Origin of the sequence: Paenibacillus sp. SYP-B3998 (assembly GCF_010820665.1) — a bacterium.
GTDB lineage: Bacteria > Bacillota > Bacilli > Paenibacillales > NBRC-103111 > Paenibacillus_E.
In genome coordinates this window covers 1-22122 of sequence record NZ_JAAIKC010000007.1, presented here as the reverse complement: position 1 = coordinate 22122, position 22122 = coordinate 1, and the positions used below count along the sequence as shown (strand labels likewise).

Genomic DNA, 22122 nt, shown 5'->3' with positions numbered 1-22122 from the left:
CCTCCATGTTTTACAGGTTTAATTTACTGCTTAACAATTGTGATAAGTTCTGAAATTCGTCAATTGACAGCTTGTCATAAGTAAAGTCGGTAGGACTCTGCTCCGTCGTTTGCTTGACGCAGCAGTGGTCAATAATCCGAATTAAATGCTCTTGGTAACGGAAGATCAAACGCTCGACCGTGCTTTGCTCGTATTCGCCTTTATTGTAATTGAAAGTCATGACAAGCTGACCGTTTTCAATCATCCCGTTAATATCCAGCGACGCCGACCGCACAACGTCCGGACCCGCTTCCGCGCCAGCATCGAATGGAGAGAGTGTGTACCATTCGGTGTTTAGTTGTGAATCAAATTGCCCCAAATAGTTAAAGCTGATTTCCGGATACACTTCCCCCGAGAGCTGATCACGATAGGCCTTGCTGACGTATTTCAGAATGCCATACCTCGCCCCTTTGTTCGGGATACGCCGCAAACTGTCTTTAATGCTTTTGATTTGATAGGACAAATCTTGCGTATGACTCATATCCAGCAAGAAGGGATATAGCGAAGTAAACCAGCCGACCGTCCGGGAAATATTCACTTCTTTCAATAACTCTTCTCTGCCGTGGCCTTCCAAATGAATCATGACCGTATCTTGATGGCCCCAATCTTTGATGCTAATCCCGAGGGCCGTCAGCAAAATATCGTTAATTTCCGTATTGTATGCCCGGTTCACTTGCTTTAACAGTTTCTCGGTGTACTCGGCATCCAGGACCAGTCTCAGATCCGCGCTATCCGCCACTTTATTGGACAACGGCTCATTGTCCTTAGGCAATGGTCCCCAGTGCGTTTGTTCAAGGACGGACCAATATTCGATTTCCTCTTGAAGCGCCTGATTATCCGCATAGCTCACAATTTCCTGGGCCCACAATTGATAGGAATCCGACTTGGACGGCAAGGCCGGGGGCAGCCCTTGACGGAGTTGCTCATACAGTGTCCCGAAGTCTTCCAAAATGATTCGCCAGGACACCCCGTCCACCACCAGGTGATGGATTGCGATCAGCAAATGATCCCCGTCTCCGGTTTTGAACAACCCGAGTTTGAGCAGCGGGCCGTCTATAAGATGAAGGCCGCTTTGAATCTCGTTTGCTGCTCGTTCCACTTCGTCTTCTAACGTTAAGCTTGCATCGAAATGCTTTACGGTTAGTTGAATCGATTCGGTAGGAAGCCCGCGATTCATTTGAACGATTTTCTCCTCATCCCATTGATAGCTCATGCGCAGCGCGTCATGGTGGCGAACGATATAGTCAAAGACGCTTGCTACATCCTGTTCATCGAATCCTTCGGCACGGAAGAGCATGACGGACTGATTGTAGTGATGCGGATGGGCGATTTGCGTCTCAAAAAACCGCCGTTGGATCGGCGTTAACGGGACTTCTCCTTCGATAGCCTCTTGGTTCGCGATACGGGTCCCCTGCTTCACAAATTTGCTCAACAGCTTGATTTTGGGCTGCTGGAACAATTCTTTCATATCCAGCTTGTACCCACGGTGGTTCAACCGCGATATAATTTGCAGACCTTTAATGGAATCGCCGCCAAGATCGAAAAAATTATGATTGGTGCCAATTGGCTTTACAGACAGCACTTCTTCCCAAATATCAGCAAGCAGTTGTTCGATTTCGTTGGCTGGCTCCTGGTAATCATCGTTGATGGCCTCGTGCCAATCCGGCTCTGGCAGCAGTTTCCGGTTGATTTTGCCTCCCGGTGTGATCGGCATTCGATCCAACGACACGAACACCGTCGGTATCATATACTCCGGCAATTCAGTTGCCAGATAAGCCCTGATTTCATCCGAAGGAATTGCCTCTGCCGATACCACGTAACCGCACAACAGCGCACTTCCATTATGCTCGAGCGCCATAACGGCGGCTTCCTTGATCCGTCCCCATTGAAGCAGTCGGTATTCGATTTCTTGCAATTCGATACGGTATCCTCTGATTTTTACCTGAAAGTCAGCTCTGCCTAGAAAACTAATATTCCCATCCGGCAAATATTTGGCCAAATCTCCAGTTTTATATAGCTTTTCGTACGATGCTTGCGCGTAAGGATTGTCTATAAAACTGGATGCCGTTTTCTCGGAATCGTTCAAATAACCGATCGCCAGCGGCACGCCCGAAATGTACATTTCACCCACGACACCAACCGGCACTTGCTTGAGATGCGCGTCCAAAATATATACTTTAGTGTTGGCGATAGGCCGGCCTATCGGAATCCGCTCTTCATGACCGTCGATCCGGTAGGCGACGCAGCCGATACTCGCCTCGGTCGGACCGTATAAATTCGTGGTTTGGACGTGAGGCAGTATGCCTCTAAATTTCCCCACGGTAGAAGGCGTAATTTCTTCTCCCCCTACGATGACTTGCTTCAGCGATAACAGCTTCCCTTGCAAAGCCGGTTGTTCTTCCAGCTGGTTAACGATTGTGTTAAACACAGAAGGAACAAAGTCTGTCATCGTGATTTGAGCTTTGTCGATGAGACCGGCCATGTAATCGGCGTTTACGGTCATACCCGTTTCCGGTAACACCGTACGCCCTCCGTTCGTCAAAGGCCAGAATAATTGCCAAACGGCGCTGTCGTACACGTGGTTTGTGGTCTGCAGGACACTTTGCGCCGCCTCGCTTCCGAAGTAATCGTTCATCCATAAGAACCGATTCGTGATGCCACGATGCGGGACGACTACACCTTTGGGCCTGCCTGTCGAGCCAGACGTGAAAATTACATAAATCGGTGCCTGCCCATCAATCGCGACCGCCGGGTTGTCGACCACTCCGGACAATGTACGGCAATCGATGTTTAGAAACTCACCGTGAAGATGTCCTTCTTCAAACGGCAAACCTTGGTGAGCAAGAAGGAAAGGGCTATTCAGGTCGGTAAGTGCACTTTGCAAACGTTCCACAGGCCACTCCATGTCCAACGGCGAGAATGCCGCCCCCGTTTTCATAACAGCCAGCAGCGAGACGACCAGTTCCAAGCTCCGTTCCATGAGGACAGGCACGTAATGTCCCGCTCCAATTCCTTGACCGATCAACCGATGAGCCACTTCGTTCGCTTGCTGATTCAATTCGCTGTACGTCAAACTATCTCCCCGATACATGACCGCTATGGCTTCCGGTGTTACCTCCGCCTGCCGCTCGATGTACTGATAGATCGGTTTGGGGTTGGGATACGAAACCGAGGTATCGTTAAAGCGGACATGCATGGCTTCCGCTTCACGGGTGCCGATTAGCTCGATCTGAGCCAATGTCCGGTCCGGCTCTTCCGTCACCTGCTCCAGCACAGCAAGATAATGATCCGCGAGACTTTCAACGGTTTCCCTCAAAAATAAGGTTGTTCCGTATTCGAATTCAATTCGCAACCGTTCTTCTTTTTGCTCGATATTGAGCACAAGATCGAACTTAGAAATGCCGGTCTTCAGCGGATAAGGGGTCATCTGCAAGCCATTGGCTTTCCACTGCTGCGAGTCTGTATTAAAGAAGGAAAACATCGTATCGAATAACAGATTGCGGCTCAAATCCCTTTTCAGTTGAAGCTTCTTTACAAGATCGGAGAAGGAGTAGTCTTGGTTTTCCAGTGCCATCAGGGTGCTTTCCTTTACTTCATCCAGTAAATGAAGGAACGATTTGGAGGCAGCGGGATAGTTTCTAAGCGCCAGCGTATTGACGAACATGCCCACAATCGATCGGGTGTCCGCATGAGACCTGCCGCTGACGGGAATACCAACGATGATATCTTCCTGCCCCGTATACTTGGAGAGCAGCACTTGGTACGAAGCAAGAAGAACCATAAATAAGGTGCTACCAGACCGTGTGCTAAGCGTCTCCAAACGTCGTGTCAGTTCTCCTGACAGTTCGACCGCCACGACGTCGCCTTCGAAGCTTTGAATCTGCGGTCTCGGCTTATCACTCGGCATTTCGAGCACGGGAATGTCACCTACATATTGATCAATCCAATACTTCTCTTGTTCCGCCATACCTAAAGCTTGCGATCCCAGCCATGCGGCGTAATCTTTATATTGAATCCGCAGCGGAGGCAGCGTGCCGCCATTGTACAGTGTGTTCCATTCCTCGATAATAAGATCAACGGAGGTACCGTCAGCAACCAAATGGTGCAGATCAAGATTGAGCAGATGCCGACCATCGTTCAGCTTGATCAGTTCCACCCGGATTAAAGGAGCTTGACTCACGTCAAAGGGTCGAATAAACGATCGGATGAGCGGCTCCGCTCCGTCAATGCCGACTTCTGCTTCGATGAAGGGTACATGGAAATGGACATCCTCGTGGATGACCTGCACTTGTTTTCCATCGACCTCCGTAAACGAAGTTCGGAACGCTTCATGCCTCGCAATCAATTGTCTGAACGTTTCTTCCAGTTTGTCCCGGCTGACATCACCTTCAATTATCAGGGCTGCCGACATATTATAGGCAATGCCTGTTTCATCCAAATGCCAAATCGCCAAAAGTCTGGACTGCGCCGATGAAACATCGTAATACACGCTTTGTGGGGCCTCTGGAATCTCGTCGTAATCGGTTTGCTGCGCGGACAGCACGACCAATGCAAGCTGTTCGACGGTTGGTGCCTTGAACACGGACTTGGGCGACAGCTGAACATGGAATACTTCTTTAATTCTCGCCATTAACAGCGTTGCGCTCAGCGAATGCCCCCCGATCTCAAAAAATGGATCGTGTATCCCGATAGGCGATACCCCTAGCAGTTCCTGCCAAAGATTGACCAGCTTTCTTTCGGTTTCCGTTCGGGGCACGACATACGTCGATTCGTCATCCGTGAGTCTCTCCGGCTCCGGCAATGCTTTTCGGTCCACCTTGCCATTCGCGGTCAGAGGCAGTTGCTCCAGAACAGTAACATAAGAAGGAACCATATAAGGAGGCAGAGTGGAAGTCAAAAAATGTTTCAGTTCTTTAGTTGTATGTCCAGCTTGAGCATGAAACACAACGTAAGCGGACAGGTACGCTTGATCACCGTACGCTTTCAGAATGACGGCGGCATCTTTCACCGCTACGTGCTGCAGCAGCGTGTTTTCAATTTCGCCCAATTCGACCCTGTGCCCCCGGACTTTCACCTGGTCATCAGTGCGCCCGCCAAACTTTAGCGTGCCGTCCGGCAGCCAGGCGGCTAAATCTCCTGTTCGATACATTTTGACATCCGGCAGAAACGGATGAGCAATAAACCGCTGATTCGTGAGCTCCATGTTGTTTCGATAAGCTCTGGCCAGCCCTCGTCCCCAAATATACAATTCCCCTTGAACACCGATCGGCTGCATATTCTTGTGTTCGTCAAGAATCAGCACGCCGGTATAAGCAATCGGCTTGCCGACATGGTCGGTTTCATCTGGCTGTAAGTTTCTTTGAATCGTTGTAACTACGCTGTATTCGGTCGGGCCGTATTCGTTGATCAGTTCGATGTTCGAATTTTTGGCGCGTGAGGCGTCCACCAGCGATTTCGTAACCCGTTCTCCACCCAACGTCACCGCCTTGAGCTGCGCTGCCTCTTGCAGTGTCAACATTTCCACAATCGGCAGATAGATCGACGGCGTACCTACCAGATGCGTCACCTTGCATGCCAGCATCAGCGATTTCAGCGCATGAAAATCCCCGATCTGCTCATCTGTAGGCAGTGCCACAGCCGCACCCGACAAGAGTGGAGTAAAGAACGCCGACACAAACGCATCGAATGAGCTCGATACCAAGGGAAGCACGCAATCCCCAGGCCCAAGCGCATATTCTCCTTTTCTCCACTGCAGCGTATTGACGATGGCTTTATGCTCAATGCAAACGCCTTTGGGTTGACCGGTCGAACCCGATGTATAAATGAGGTAAGCCAAATTATTCGGATACGAGCGGTGCAGCTGCGAACGTTGCTCCTCTTTGTACCACGCATCGTTAGCCATACTTAAGACAGATCCCGTAAAATCAACGCCCGATTTTAACCCTTCCTGCACAAGCATTACGACCGCACCGCTGTCGGCGAGCATATACCCGATTCGTTCTTTCGGATAGGCTGGGTCGATCGGCATATACGCGCCACCGGCTTTGAGAATACCCAGAATGGCAACCGCCATGTCCAGGGAACGTTCCATCATCACGCCGACTACCGTTTCCTGACCAATACCCCGTTTGACCAGCGCGTTTGCCAGTTGATTGGCTTTTTCGTTTAAGTCCCGGTACGTCACCTCCTGATTTCGGAAGCTAAGTGCAAGCTGATCCGGTGTCCGCTTGGCTTGCGATTCAAACAGCGCATGCAAGGTCCTGCTTTCTGGCGTTTTCAATTCAGCATGCATAATCGGGTTAAAGTCCCGAAGAATCGCCTGCTTCTCCACCGGCGGCATGCACTCTAGCTGCGCAATGGTGCTATCCGGTTGATCAATAATACTAAGAAGCACCTGAACATAATGACGCGCCAGTTGATGAATGGCGGATTCATGAAACAGCTTCGTGCAGTAGTTGAAACGGATGACTGGTTTTCCTTCCCATTCGTCCACACTGACGATCAGGTCCATTTGAGCGACGCCTGGATTGAATTCCGTCGGCGCGAATTCAATTCCGCCCGCCGTGACTTTCTGCATGCCAAAATTCTGTACCACAAGCATCGTATCAAACAGTGGATTACGACCCAGATCCCGGTTGATTTCCAGCTTGTCGATGAGCTCCTCAAACGGATACTCTTGATTTTCCAAAGCGAGCAGGCTTGCTTCCTTGACCTCTTGTAAGAAAGGTAGGAAGTGCTTCTCCGCCGATGGATAGTTACGCAATGCCAGCGTATTGACAAACATGCCAATCGCCCGTTCAATGTCCGGATGCTCCCTGCCGGCAACCGCCGTACCCACGATAATATCCGTTCGCCCCGTATATTTGGCTAACAATACATTGTACGCCGCCAGCAGAACCATAAAGAGCGTCGTTCCCGTCTCGTTTGCCAGTCTCTGCAAATTCACAATCAGTTTGGGATCGACTTCATGATGGAAGACCGCCCCCTCAAAACTTTGAACCGGTGGTCTGGGAAAGCTCGTGGGCAACGCCAGTACCGGCAGTTCTCCACTCAAGGTGCTCAGCCAGTAGCTCTCCTGCTCCGCAAAACGATCACTTGCATATCGTTCCCGATGCCAGGCAGCAAAGTCTTTATACTGCACCGGCAAAGGAGCTAGCGGTTTTCCTTGATACAGATCGGTTAATTCGTCGATAAACACCGATACCGATAAGCCATCCGCTATGCTGTGGTGCATATCCAGCAGCAGCACATGCCGATCCGGAGCGACTCGTAATAATCGGGACCGAAACAACGGCGCTTGATGGAGGTCAAAGGGCTGAATCAATGTGCGGGCAGCCTTGTCGAGATCTTTCGCCCGAACGTCCGATATCGGAATGTCGAACTTTACTGTGTCATGGACAACCTGTACGATTTCGTCGTCTACGACATCAAATGAAGTACGCAGTGAATCATGGCGCTGCACCAGTTCCTGACAAGCTTGGAGCAAACGTGAGCTATCCAAGTCCCCGGTGATATTTAGCAGACCCGAGATGTTATAAGTCGTCCCCACTTCCATCGCATGTAAGATATACATCCGCTTTTGAGCAGCGGACACCGCATAAAAAGGCTGTGTCGCCAATGTCACGATAGGGAGAACGACTTGCTGTTCCCCATGCTCGATAAAACGTGCGAGCGCCCTTACCGTTTGCGAACGAAACAGCTGGCTCAACGGGATTTTTGTGGAAAACTCCCTCTGCAGCCGGACGAGCAGCAGTGTGGCATCAAGTGAATTTCCGCCGATTTCAAAAAAATTATCATCCAGATAAACGTGAGACACTCCCAGCACATGCTGCCAAATCGTGCGAACCTTCTCTTCGGCGTCGCTGCCCTGCTCCTGTGGAGCAGATTCGATTCGGGGCCGATCTCCCAGTCTGAGCTGCGTCAGGTCGACTTGTCCCTCCGGGGTAAACGGAAGTGATTCGACGATCACAATCTCTTTAGGCACCCAATGGTCGGCAAGGTCCTGAAGCATTTGTTTGCGAAGTTGCACGGGATTTAGAGACTTCGGATTTCCTGCCACGTAAGCCGCCAGTGTATGCCCATTCCCGGATTCCGCATTCCCAGTCGCAATGAAACAAGATTCAATCTTCAGTGAATCGGTCAAATACCGTTGAAGCAGGGGCAGATAGACCGTATGACCCCCAACCTGCATACGCTCTTGAACCGAACCAATCCGCTGCAGCCCACCAGCCGCACGGCGAATAGCCAATTGACCACTGTGGTATAGCGTCGTCCCACCTGCATGATCTTGGACACACAACTCGCCAATTACGCCGATAGGGGTAGGTTTCAGGTAACCATCCAGCAAATAGATGGCACCTTGCGGCAGGACATCCGCTTCGTTTAGCTGAAGGTTGAGATGACTGCGCCAATCGATGGCAGCTTCCGCTTCTTCCTCGCTCGTAAGCAGGGAAAGCTCCGCAATCGTCCGATGTTGGCCGTCCGCCATGGAATGCAGCATTTGCATGAAATAATCCAGCCACTTGGTGCGCGTCGCCGAGTCGGCGATATCCCCATTCAAATCAAAATCAAACCAGAGCTCCCCTCCGACTTCCATGACGTTAAGGAACATGTCGTATTTGGAATATTGAATCGGTGTCGGCGTTAAGCGGACGTCCAGTCCTTTAAAATGCAGACCCTTCAGCGGGCGGTCCATATTGAAAATGATATTCATATCCGGAACCTTGCGATCCGTAAAATGCTCCGCCAAATCGGCGAGAGAGTAATCTTGAAGGGCTTCGGTCTCTTGCATTTTCGCCTTGATCTGCTGCAAAAGCTCCACAAGTGACGTATGATCGGCAACCCGGCTGACGATCGGCAGTAAATTGACACAATTGCCGATTAAATGGTGCCGCCCCATCCGCGCCTGACCGGAGGTCGGAACGCCGACCGTCATCATGGCGTTTCCGGTTAGTCTATGTAAAAATAGCTGGTAGGCGGTTAACAATGTCACAAAAAGGCTGTTACCCGACTGGATGCTGAGCGTCTTTAATTTTTTGGTTAATTTCAAGTCCGCCCTTACACTGGCCCGCTCCCCCTGAAACGTTCTCCGCCGCATGCCTCCATGCTCGGAAGGCAGGTCAACCGCCGAAACGAGCGAATCCAGGCTCTTATTCCAATACGCGATCACCTCATCCGTACGGCCTCGTGACAACTGAAGCTGCTGCCATTGCTGAAACTCTCTGAATGGCGTCGGTGTCGGCAGCGATTCTGCCGTATGACCTTCCAAGTACGCGCTGTAAAGCTGTTCCAATTCTTGTACAAACACAGCAATCGACCAGCCGTCGGCCACAATATGATGGAACGCGACCGTAAACAAGTACTCATCCGGACTTAACCGGAGCAGGTTGATGCGAAAAAGTGGCATTCCAGATATTAAATTGAACGGCAGCCTGCCTTGTTCTTCTAGCCATTGTCGGACCCACTGCTCGCGTTCATCATGCGCAACCTCCATACAAACGGTCACTTCGGTGGCCACAGTGACCTCGGTGAGAACCCGCTGCTCTTCCCCGCTGGCATCGACTACAGTGCGAAGCGCTTCATGCCGATTCACAATGGTTTGCACCGCCCGATTGAGCGTGTCCACCTGTAAATCACCCTTTATTCGAAGCGCAACCGTCTCATTGAAGGCGGCGGCGCAACCGTGCCGGGCTTGTGCGGCAAACCAAAGCTGTTTTTGCTCCTTCGTTAACGGAAAGGAATCGGAAGCAGGGAGTGCCTGCGCTGTCTTGTCCCTTCCCTGATCGTCCGGGGAGGGTGGCTTATCCGGAAGAAATCCTCCTTCCCTCAGCTCCATCACGCTTTCTTTCACAGCGGCAAGAATCTTTGCTAGATCCTCGGCGGTATGAGCCGTCGACAAGAAGCAGTTGCGCCCTTCCCAAATGTATAACCCTTTGCTAATTAGCAAATAAAAGAACAATTCGATGTCACCGTACGAGACAAAACGGAAAAGCGATCCGTAATTGATCATATGAATCGGGACGCCCTCTTGCTTAAAAAAGCCGTTAATCGTTTTAACCAATTCGTCCGTTCTTCGGTTGAGCGACGAGAGCAGCTCTGGCCCCTGCGATTTCAAATATTCAAGAACCTGCAGAGCTGCATTCATCGTAAGCGGATGTGTGCAGAACGTGCCCCCCACAAACGTCTTCTTCTTCGCATTGGCCGGATACGATTCATCGGCAAACGACCAGATGCCTCCATCAACAGCATCCATAAACGCAGCCTTGCCGGCGACAATGCCAATCGGCATGCCTCCCCCTACGACTTTTCCGTAAGTGACCAGGTCGGCTTTAATGTCAAACCATGCCTGTGCGCCGCCCATGTGAATCCGGAAACCCGTAATCACTTCATCCAAAATAAGCGCTGTACCCGACCGCTCGGTAATCTCCCGAATCATCTTCAGAAATGCTTTGGGCTGAAGATCGGGCCTACGGCTTTGAACCGGCTCGATCAACACGGCCGCAAGCTCATGGGCATGTTCCCTGATCAGTTCCAAAGACTGCGGGTTGTTATAGTTCAGCACCATCACATCGCTCATCATCCCGTCCGGGATGCCAGGAGCCATAGGGAGCGCCTCGCCATGCCCGGATTCTGGGTCGGCCACGGCAAGCACCCCGTCGAACGTGCCGTGATAGGAGCCGGAAAACAGGGCGACTTTGGAACGGCCGGTTGCCGCCCGCGCCAGACGCAGAGCGACCATAACCGCCTCTGTGCCCGAGTTGTAAAAAGCAACCCGCTCCACCCCCGTCAGTTCGCAAATCAGCTCGGCCACTCTGCCAGCTGAATTAGACATGGGACCGATAGGAGGAGTATGGGAGTGAATGGTTCCACGCAAATCCTCGGATATAAACGCCGGATTATGCCCTAATAAATTGACCCCGAAGCCCATCGTCAGATCGATATATTCGTTTCCGTCGATATCCCACATTTTCGACCCCGAGGCCCGCTCTGTCACTATCGGATATACGATTTCTTTCCAGTAGGAGCGGAATCCGGCCACATTGCGATTATTCGCATGGACCAGCCGAGTATGCTGGGTATAATTCTTTGATTCTCGCGTCCGCTGAGTATACAGATCGATAAACTGGGATAAAAATTGATTTTGTCGGGTCGTATAGCCGCTGCTCTCTCCGATAACCAATGGCTGGTATGGGATAAACGGCTTGGCCTCTTTCTCGTTTGTGGCGGCCTTTGCCACTGGCGACGTTATTCGGATAACCTTTTCGGTCTTGGTACCAGCAGGCAACGAACCCATTTGTGCTTCGATTCCTACCAGTTCTTTAGCTGGAGCAGCCAAAGCGGCTCCGCTTAACAGCGTCAGCTGCTGCGTCAACACATCCGTAAAGCTTTTTTGCTGTGCTTGCAGCAGCTCGATTTGCTGGGACAGCAATCTTTCCAACGACCCGACAGGTGCAGCGGACACCATGGTTTGTGGCTGGACTGCTTCGGCTGTTGGGGAAATCCATGCTCCCACAGTCAAGTTCGCTTGGCCTTGGTTTTGTGTTGGAGAATTGATCGGAGCAGTCCATGATTCATCGGTTAATGCGGCAAGCGCCGGTTCTCGATAGCTGTGATCCACTACATATTGCTTCAGACTGGATATGTTGGAGATCGACTCAAAAAACTGTGCAATGGGAATATCCAATTGGAACTGATCCATAATGTCTTTTTTGACCTGGACTAAATTGATCGAATCCAAACCCATTTCGAGAAAATGGGCTTGTTCATCCAGTTCCTCGGGTTTGAATCCCGATGCTTTGCCTATAATCTGCCTAAGCGTGGCAGCGATTTCCTCAATAAACGCTTGCCGAGCGCCGGGCGGTTGCGGTATATCATAAGTAGCAGCCACCTCACGGATCCCCCCTTCTGTACTTTCCGCAAGCTGCGGTTCCCATGTGATCCAACATCGGTTTCGTTCAAAAGGATAATGCGGCAAAGGGATCTTTTGTTTATCCACGTTATCGTACAAAACATCCCAAGGAATGGTTGCTCCTTGACTGTACCATTCGCCCAATGCGTGAAGTGAGCTTGCGGTTCCATAGCCGCTGTCTGCGATGCCAGGTGCAAGCTGCCCGGCCTTCCGGCTCATCGCAGCTAGCTCATGCTCATCGGGATTTCCGGGTGAATGGCGGTCAGGATCCGTCGACGCTTTAGACGATCCGCAATAAACTCCTTGCGTATCTCGAGCACCTAAGGCAACCAACTTCAACTTGCTCACCAATTCCTGTCGGTCGGTAACGACAACCGCAATCCGATGTTCAAGATGCGCTCTGCCCGTGTTCGCGGTGTAACACACATTCATCAAATTCGCGTTTGGATGCCTACCAAAAAAATCAATAAATTGACGGAACCGTTCCTGTAAAGACCATTCTGTCTTGGCTGAAATTGTAAACAAATACGGCCCATCACCTGCTGCAGGTGCACTGGCTGCAGGCGCTATGTATTGTTCCAGCACAACATGAGCGTTCGTCCCACTGAACCCAAACGAGCTTACCCCGCACCGAAGCGGTTCGCCAGCAGTCTCGAACTCTGTCAGTTTCGTATTTATATAGAACGGCGACGTCTCAAAACGAATTTGCTTATTCGGCTTCTTGAAATGAACGAGCGGGGGATTTTGCTTCTCATTCAGCATCAGCACGGCTTTGATCAGACTGGCGATGCCCGCCGCTTCAAACAAATGACCGATGTTGGTTTTGACCGAACCGATGGCACAAAATTGTTTCTTGCTCGTATATTTTTCAAAAGCTTTTGCTAAGCCATTAAATTCGATGGGATCGCCAAGTTTTGTCCCCGTACCGTGCGCTTCAATAAATGTTAACGATTCCGGATGAATACCCGCGTCACTCCAAGCATCCTCGATGACCTGCGTCTGAGCAGCCGGATTCGGTGCGGTAATGCCTACGGTGGTTCCGTCCTGATTAATAGCGCTTCCCTTAATCACGGCGTATATATGGTCACCGTCCGCAATAGCCTTGCTGAGCGGTTTCAACAGGACCGAGGCCACGCCTTCTCCCGTGCCAGTTCCATCCGATTCATTGTCGAATGTTTTGGCTCGGCGGTCCGAGGATTCCATTTGTAGTCCCAATCCGACAGGAAGCAGTACAGTGCGCACCCCACCGGCGATCGCCAGTTCGCAATCTCCGTTCAGGATGCCTTTGCATGCCAAATGAATAGCAACCAGTGACGACGAGCATGCCGTATCCAGCGTTAGCGCAGGCCCTTTCAAGTCCAAGAAGTAGGCAATTCTGCTAGCGAGCACAGACGGTAAATTCCCTACGATATAGTGGTGGAACTGTTCCGGTTTCACGTTGGAGAGAAGCCGTTCGTAATCGTGCCCGACTTTCGAGTAACCGACATACACGCCCACTTTTCGGCCTCTAAGCTGTTCTCCTGCATATCCCCCATCTTCAATCGCGTGAAATGCGGACTGCAAAAACAACCTTTGATTCGGGTCCATATAGCGTGCTTCGTTCGGGTTCATTCGAAAAAAGGAGTAGTCGAACTTGTCGATCTCATGCAAATAACCGCCTTGCACGAATTCATCCTCGGTTTGATGCAAGCGGAGCGCCGCACTGTAATTCTTGGCATCCTGAACCCGCTCTGCCCCGAAAGCGGTTATGCTATCCTTCCCCTGTACGACATTAGCCCAGAACTCGTCCGCCGTTGTCGCGTTAGGTAAATTTAGAGACATTCCAATGATAGCGACATCCTGCTCCCGTTGTTCCTCCGCTTGAGCAGAGGGGATCTCGGACTGGATCTGCTTCTTTTGCTCAGCGATATGCTTGGCAAGCTCCGCAATGGACGGATAGGCAAACAGATCCGTGACAGACAAGTTCTGACCGAGCCGGTTAACAATGTGCTCCGTAATCTGAGCCAATTGTAGAGAGGTCGCCCCGAGATCGAAGTAGCTGTCGCGCGTATCGATTCGTTTGATTTGGAGCACTTCGCAGCAAATGTCGTGCAATGCTTTTTCCGCTTCGAATGCGGTGAACGGCAACTCTTTCTCTTCAGTTTGCTGAGCAATCAGTACCCTTAATTGATCGCACACTTCTTGGAATACTCCGGCCTCGAACTGCTGGGTTAGCTTATAACGCTGGACCTTGCCGCTCGTGGTTTTGGGCATCTGCTTAATCGGGACAACCTCGTAGATAGCCCATCCCCCTTTGCGGCTCAAATGTTTTTTTAGCGCTGCGGCAATGGGGGCAAATTTCTCTAGGGTTTTCTTCGAAACGATAAATAGTACGATTTCTTCTTTATTTTCGCTCGGATGGCGTACTCCGCAGGCGGCTACCCGCCCAAGCTCTACTCCCTCGACTTCCTCGGCTACTCGCTCAATGTCATGTGGATAAATATTTTCGCCATTCATAAAGATAATGTCTTTGGCTCTTCCTGTAATCACCACCTGGCCTCCGCGCAGGAAGCCAAGGTCCCCGGTATCGACCCACCCGTCATCCGTCAGCAAACGAGAGGTCGCTTCGGGATTGTTATAATAACCGCTGGTGACATTGAATCCCTTGATTTGAATATGACCGATCGTATCGTCTGCCAAGAGCCGGTGCTTATCGTTGGTTACGCGAACTTCGCAGTAGGGGATCGGCGGTCCATTCCCCACAAAACTGACCCCGGAATCCTCGCTCACTTCCACGATCCTTGCTCCAGTATTCAGGTGTTTTCGATCCAGATATACCGTAACGATCTCATCGCGAGGATCTGAGATGCTCACGCCGACAGATGCTTCCGCTAACCCGTAAGCTGGCGTTATCGCCGTCCGTTTCAACCCGTAAGGAGCCAACGTATCGGCAAACTGATGACAAAGCTCGACAGAGATAGGTTCCGCCCCATTCAGGATCAGCCGGACACGAGATAAATCCCAGTCCTCTGCTTTTTCCGGCTTAAAATGGCTGAGAAAATACTTGTATCCGAAGTTTGGTGAAGATAGGTGGGTAATGTTATGCTCGGAAGCTTTCTTGATCCATAGTACAGGCTGGCGGATAAAGAGGTTCGTCGGTATGATAAACTGCTGGATACCCAATACAAAAGGGGTCAAATGATTGCAGATTAAGCCCATATCATGAGTTAAGGGCATCCATTGCAAAAGCGCATCGCCCGGAGCCATGTGTTGGCTATGGATGAGCCCGCAGCAATTGAATACAAGATTTTGATGCGTCAGGATGACGCCCTTCGGATCCCCCGTGGAACCGGAGGAAAATTGAATGAGCGCAATATCCTGAGGGTCCTGTTTTACTGCTTTTCCCTGGGAACGCCCGCCGTAATTTTCATGGATGATCAAATGATGTATATGTAGCGATTGAAGCTGCTCCGTGAATAATTCTTTCGCTTTTAAGCGATTCAAATTTTCCAGAGTCTTTTCGGTAGTGATCAGAAATGGGCGATTCAGAATGCCCCAGACTTTCAATACTTTAGTCTTGTGCTCATCGTTATTGCCGACGCTGATCGGCACCGGATACATGCCCCCCAGAATACAGGCCCAGAAAGCGACAATAAACTTTTGATTGTCTTCGATCTGGAAGAGGACCTCCTGCTTCGGCTGGACGCCCTTTTCCTGAAGTTCGCCAAGAAACCCGAGTGCTTCCCTGTAAATGTCTTTATAAGACAAATAGATCTCCTGATCGTCACCGTCTATGAATGTAATTCCTTTGTCTTCCGACGTACTTCTAGCCTCGATTACGTTGCTTAAGGTTTGAAATTGCTGTGTAAACATAAATGCCCCTCTCTTTAAGTAATCGTGGAATGACGTCCCCTAAGGGAATATATACTGGCGTGAAAATTTAAATGCAACATGTGCTTATCTGCTTCATTGGTTCTAAAATCAGAGACTGATCCCTTGAAATAATTCATTTAGATGTTTATTTTTTGAAATAAATAAATAATTTTATTTAATACGTATAATATGCATTAAATTGGAAATTACAAATAAAAATAGCTGCTCCGCTCATGAACCGGTTATTCGCTCGATCAATCACCTCCTTTAACTCAAGTAAAAGACCAAATTGTATAGGGTAACGTAGTATTCCAGATGCACGCCTATCTTTCCAGTTAAGATAAAGTTCATCTTCGAAAACGGGACCCTCACGGAGTTCAGCATTATTCTCGGTTCGCTTGTAGAGTTAATTCAGTTTTTTCAGATGATTGCGCACGATTCATTAAGTGTGATAGCGAGTTCTTGGGGTTTGATGTAAAAACTTGTAGGCGTATATACTAAGAGGCGATTACCGAAATCGTATGTGGAGTATGCATATTACAAATTGGTGTATAAACCATAATTGATTTTTATGATATTTCCATTTATTTTGTATTATTTCCCATATCTTGTCTAGTCTCATTTTATTTACGTGTAGGCGCCACTAATCTCTTTTTTCGTCCTATGTTTAACTGATTTCCGACAAGAATCGTGAAAAATATTTAAAAAAGCTGCTAATCCGCAGCTCATTGTTGTCGTTTATAGGATGTAATCTAGGAAAGAAAAGGGTTTTATTCCAGCCCTCATTTCTCATTTCAGTAATCTAAAGTAGTCCATAGTAATCAGGGAAATGTTGGAATCCGAATACTGAGGTTTAATATCGAGGCTTCGAGACTAAGATTCGACGATATCCCCGCCCAATCAACATCTCATCTGCCGACACGGCCGTAGACGAATTAGCGGTTTGTAATTTCGACATGATTCGTGGTGTCTCCGATGGGATAATAACCCTCCCAAACCAATTGGATGATCGAAAGCATATCTTGCTTCTCAATGAAAGAACAATCGGGCAAAATCTGAATTAAATGTTCTACACATTGTTTGAATGAGTGTGCATCATAGCCACTGAGCCTAAAAAGCGACATGAGCTGCCCCAACTTCATTTCATGAAAATGGAGTTTAAGCTATAGAAATCATCAGGATCAAACCCAATTATAAATCGTTCAAAAGCTAAACAAGTGTTTGTATAGAAGGAAGCATCTGGAAGCATCAGAAGTCCCATCAGATTCAGGTGTTGGTGCGAATGAGGAGTAACATAGACTTGTCCACCTTGACTCTCGCAAAATCGTCTAAACGCATGGTAGTTTACTGTCAGGGAAAAACTACCATGATAAACTAAAGAAGGGGAGGGTTGTTCGTCGAGTTCAGCCATAAGTTGATGCCCTTTATCAGCAGTCAACAGAAATAAACCTTCTTTAGAAAGTCGCTTCAAGCGCTCAAGACAACGTAGTCCAACGGAAGGAAGAAGTACATGAGATTGCTTGATATTCCTTTTGTAGAAATCAAGCAAATCGTGAGGAAAATATCAAAAAAATAATTGGCAATCAGAATCAAGGGATGAAAAAGGCTTTGGGGGTTAATCGTGGTTTTGTTATGGATCAAATGAATAACGGTATCGTTTTCAACATCAAAAACAGCAAAATCAAGATTTTCTTTTTCAACAAAAGGTTCTAGGTTGGGATGACATCTCCAAAACTCTAAATTTTCGGTGGGTAAGTCATTAAGGATATAACAAAAATCTAAATATTTAAGAGAAGTAGATTCGTAAATACGGCTCAAATATGTAAGAAAATGATAAGCAAATCGTCCTGTTCCACTACCCAATTCTATTATTTAGACCTTATCAGAAGATTCATGCTTATTTCGCTTAATATCTTTCAAAAAATGACATACAAGCTCAGCATACGTTTTTGCTAAAGAGGGATTGTTCATTATATAATGAGGGACTTCCCCGGTTTTCCATGCTTTAATACCCTTTCCCTTAGAGTATTCTTTCTGCAGTAACCAAATTGAAGTAAAATCTACTACAATCATAAGGAAAATACCGAATATTCAGATTAAATTTAATAATAGATGGTGGTGCCTCCAGAACATATGTGCAGTTTTTGCCTTAATAGGCCGATTACTTCTTTTGGTTATAGCAGTCTCTAAACAAATTCCCATCGCCTACGGTACATCCAATGCTACATTGCTTAGCAAACTAGAAGAATTGGAGGAGCAAAGATTCAGCTTGATCAGAAGCTTCTCAAAGCTGAGGCAAAAACAGAAAAAGCAGCCATCACAGAGGAATCTCTGCGACAACTGCTTTCTCAGTTCGAGGGCCACATTGTAAAGCGAGACATTCCTGAAATCAAAAAGTTCATCGCCAGCTATGTGGAAAAGGTAAATTGTCTACGAAAAGCATATTGAGGTCTGTCATGAACTGATAAAAGCAGCCATAACAAATATAATCACGAACCGCTATGCACTTCTGACCTCGAATAGTAAATAACGTTAAATGTAAAAAATAAAACAAAGGCTATGCCATGTGGGTATAAAGCATGAAGGTAATTGCCTACAGCAACGTTGGACTTCCCCATTAAGTCCGCCATATGTACGACCATCGAACCAAAAGGAACATAACTGCCTAATATAATACGACTTGAGTTCGTATCTTCCACTCCACTGAAAACCATCATAGCGATGAGAATAGCCACTACTCCAAGAACAATCGGTGGAATATAGCTTTTTCCTACGATTCCTGCAGTCATCGCCATTGGAATCGTTAAAGCCATCAAGGCCAGCATCCATAAATAGACACCTGCATATTCTCGAAAAATCGCACCCGTCAACAATTCATCGCTAATGAAGTTACCAGATAAGATAACGAGTATAAAATTCAAGGAAAAAGTAGCTATCATCATGATGAGAATAACAATCAATTTACCAAACATAAGAGTGAAGCGGCGATAAGGATAGACAAATAGTTGATTGACCGTTCGTTCCGTATATTCCCGAGCAACCACATATCCTCCCATCAGCGTAAATAATGCAGGACCTGTCAGCACCGTGAAAAAGATCAAATTGTTATAGAAGAATTCATCCCATTCTAAATGCTCTAATTCAACGAGCAAGTTCAACAAAGCGGGAACCGCGGCACCGATAATAATTAACCACAGCACATTAGTCCTCTTTAGCTTATACAACTCCGTGTATATGACATTAAGCACCCCAATTACCTCCTGTCAGGTTAAGAAAATAATCCTCCAATGTTTCGCGCACCATGATCATCTCCAATACATCAATATCGTGTTGAACGAAGGTCTTATTGATGAGAGATGCTTCGGATAAGTGTTCGAATATCCTAATCACGCCAGGAGAAGGTACAGAGTAATCACTAATCGTTAACCTTTGCTCTAATAGCATAGCCGCTTTCCGTTCGTTGCTTACTTTGAACTCCACACAATGTCTGTTTTTCATCTGAAGAGACTGTTGGTCGATTTCTTGGACCAATTTCCCATTATGAATAATACCAATTTTTGTTGCAATCTGTTGGATTTCACTTAAGATATGACTTGATACCAGCACAGAGATGTTCCTTTTTGAGGCGAGTTCCATTATTAAGTGGCGAACCTCTTTAATGCCAGAGGGATCCAAAGCATTTGTCGGCTCATCGAGAATCAGAAGCTCAGGATGATGGAGCAAAGCTCGGGCAATACCTAATCTTTGCTTCATTCCAAGAGAGAAGCTCTTCACTTTTTTGTTGCGGTTTTCTAGCAAACCTACTTGTGCTAATGATTCTTCTATGCATTCTTTATTTCCCATACCCATTAGCCGCCGATGAATGTCTAAATTCTCAACAGCGGTCAAATTGGGATATGAACCGGGCATTTCGATAATCGAACCAACCCTTCCAAAAGCCAAGGCGCGTCCTCCTGTTACGAACTGCCCGAATAGCTCAATAGAACCTGAGGTTGGTTGAATCAATCCCAGTAGCATGTGGATTGTCGTTGTTTTGCCGGCTCCATTCTGGCCAAGAAAACCATAGACCTCTCCCTTTTTTACTGAAATATTGAGGTCATCGACAGCAGTATAGTTCTTGTACCTTTTGGTAAGACCTGTAATTTTTAGTATCTCTTCCATTATTCATCAACCTTCCACTATGAGTTTAACGCTTAGGTTGATTTTCATTATACATATAGGTAGTTACATGGTAATTAATTACTTCTTACATTTTTCTTACGTTGCTCTAGGAAGACAAAAGGAAAAACATGTTTTCTCATTCGGGATACTACTTACTTGAATATGGCCATTTTGCTTCTCCACTAATCGCTTAACGATCGTAAGACCTAGTCCATTCCCTTGCTGCTGCATATTTCTTGATGCTCTTCCTGTATACAATCGTTCGAAAATATACTTCATATCCATATCATCGATTCCCTGACCACGATCCCATACGTCGACATGCACCCATTCTGCAGTTTCCCTAACCTCAACACCAAATATGCCCCCAGTCGCGCCATACCTGAGTACGTTGGAAAACAAGTTATTCAATATTCGTTCAATGCCGTGATTGTTTCCGAAGACGAATAGGGGGTAGGATGGAAATTTAAATTGAGGAGATAGCTGCACATGTTGAAATTGATGATAAAAAGACGCAATAACTTCTTGAACGATCCCAATCATATTGATTCGATCAGTCTCTAGCGGTATGTCGGAGGATTCAAGCTTTGATAATTCAAAAAAATCGCGGATTAATGTATCCAGTTTATTTCCATTTGCAGTGATGATATGAAGATAACGCTGCCGTTCCATCTCTGTTAGGGTCTGATCCTGCTGCAATAGTTCAACATAACCGAGCATCGACGTCAAAGGCGTGCGCAAGTCATGGGACAGATGAGCGATCATGCTCTTACGTTCATTCTCAAGTAATCTTAATCTCTCCATATTGAGTCCGAATTCATCGAGAAGGCGATTCATGCTCCCACCCAGTTCACTTAAGTGAACGTTGGTGGTAGGGATGCGAATTCGTTGATTGATGCTTCCAATGCGAATCTCATCAATACTTGCTGCAGAACGCGCTAATTGATGATTCATGTTCCACTGCCGTATAGCGAGAAAACTGCTTACCAATATTAATATAGTACTAGTAAAGATTAAGATATAGAGGATCATTAGTTTTAAACCTCTCCTAATTTGTAACCGATTCCCCACACCGTTTGAATATATTTGGGTTGGGATGGATCTAGTTCAATTTTTATACGTAAACGACGAATATGTACCGTGACCGTGTTCTCATCAGTTAAATAATCTTCCTTCCAAATCGCTTGATAGATTTGAGATTTTGTGAACACACGGGAAGGATGTGACAGAAGTAGCTTTAGAATATCAAATTCTTTGGCGGTCAGTGTTACTTTCGATGCCCCAACCTCCACTTCATAAGTTTGATAATTCATAGCAATATCGCCATGTCTCACAATCGCAGATGTATCGGTGAATGTGTTGTGATTTAAGTATAAGTACCGTCTCAGCATGGCCCGGACTCTGGCAGTCAGTTCCCCTAGCCCAAAAGGTTTGGTTACATAGTCATCGGCACCAAGCCCAAGCCCGATCATCTTATCAACCTCTTCCCCTTTAGCTGACAAAATCAGGACGGGGATGTTGTGTTTTTCGCGAATTCGCCGTAATACTTCATAGCCCTCAATCTTGGGAATCATCAAATCCAGTATGATCAGCTCAAAATCTGACTGTTTCAACTGATGAAGAGCTGCTTCTCCATCATACGCGGATACAGTTTGATAATTTTCTTTATGCAAACAGGTCATTAGTAGTTCGTGAATTTCCCTATCGTCTTCAACAATTAATATTTTGGATTGCATACGGATTCTCCTTCTGGTCTTGATTCGCTTATTTTACCACATGTGGAATCGATAAGATGCATAGAAGGAAAGCTTCGATGCTACCCATCACTGGATTGTCCAACGGTAACGATATTGTGGGTACTTTTCTGGAAAAGTTGAAGAGCGTCAGATTACGAACATCTTGGACTCAATCGCAATTGACACTTCCAATGCTAAGTTGCTTGGTAAATTGAGGGGTTGAAGCATCAGAAGGCACAAGCCGAACAGAAGCTTCTCGAGCTGAGAGCATAAAAGAAAAAGCAGCCATCACAGAGGATACTGATATGCTCCCCTTACGGTAGACAGGTGAAATAATAAAACCTGTTGCTGTAAGGGGAGCTTTTTCATGTCAAAAAGAAAATACGGAGCTGCGGAAAAACTCATTATCCTTAATGAAGTATCAAG

The 22122-nt window shown here is 47.5% G+C and carries 7 protein-coding genes; all 7 read right to left on the bottom strand.

Annotated features, from left to right (window positions below):
* Positions 1 to 10: 10 nt before the first annotated feature.
* The 7 genes from GK047_RS17955 to GK047_RS17925 all read right to left on the bottom strand — a co-directional run bounded on the left by GK047_RS17955 (position 11) and on the right by GK047_RS17925 (position 21696).
* Complete coding sequence (locus GK047_RS17955) at positions 11 to 15799, bottom strand: non-ribosomal peptide synthetase (protein ID WP_163949720.1); 15789 nt, start codon at positions 15797 to 15799, stop codon at positions 11 to 13.
* A gap of 1138 nt (positions 15800 to 16937) precedes the next feature.
* Positions 16938 to 17237: a hypothetical protein gene (locus GK047_RS17950; RefSeq protein WP_163949719.1), complete on the bottom strand. Its 300-nt coding sequence runs from the start codon at positions 17235 to 17237 to the stop codon at positions 16938 to 16940.
* Between the two features lie 29 nt (positions 17238 to 17266).
* Complete coding sequence (locus GK047_RS17945) at positions 17267 to 17662, bottom strand: hypothetical protein (protein WP_163949716.1); 396 nt, start codon at positions 17660 to 17662, stop codon at positions 17267 to 17269.
* A gap of 626 nt (positions 17663 to 18288) precedes the next feature.
* The gene (locus tag GK047_RS17940; RefSeq protein WP_163949713.1) at positions 18289 to 19047 is read right to left on the bottom strand and encodes an ABC transporter permease; all 759 of its coding nucleotides are present in this window, start codon (positions 19045 to 19047) and stop codon (positions 18289 to 18291) included.
* The gene (locus tag GK047_RS17935; protein WP_163949711.1) at positions 19040 to 19960 is read right to left on the bottom strand and encodes an ABC transporter ATP-binding protein; all 921 of its coding nucleotides are present in this window, start codon (positions 19958 to 19960) and stop codon (positions 19040 to 19042) included. Before GK047_RS17935 ends, GK047_RS17940 begins: the two co-directional genes overlap by 8 nt.
* A gap of 96 nt (positions 19961 to 20056) precedes the next feature.
* Positions 20057 to 20914 carry a sensor histidine kinase gene (locus GK047_RS17930; protein ID WP_163949708.1) on the bottom strand — a complete coding sequence of 286 codons (858 nt, stop codon included), beginning with the start codon at positions 20912 to 20914 and terminating at the stop codon, positions 20057 to 20059.
* A gap of 83 nt (positions 20915 to 20997) precedes the next feature.
* On the bottom strand, positions 20998 to 21696 hold the full coding sequence (locus GK047_RS17925) for a response regulator transcription factor (protein ID WP_205516862.1): 699 nt from the start codon (positions 21694 to 21696) through the stop codon (positions 20998 to 21000).
* Between the last annotated feature and the right edge of the window lie 426 nt (positions 21697 to 22122).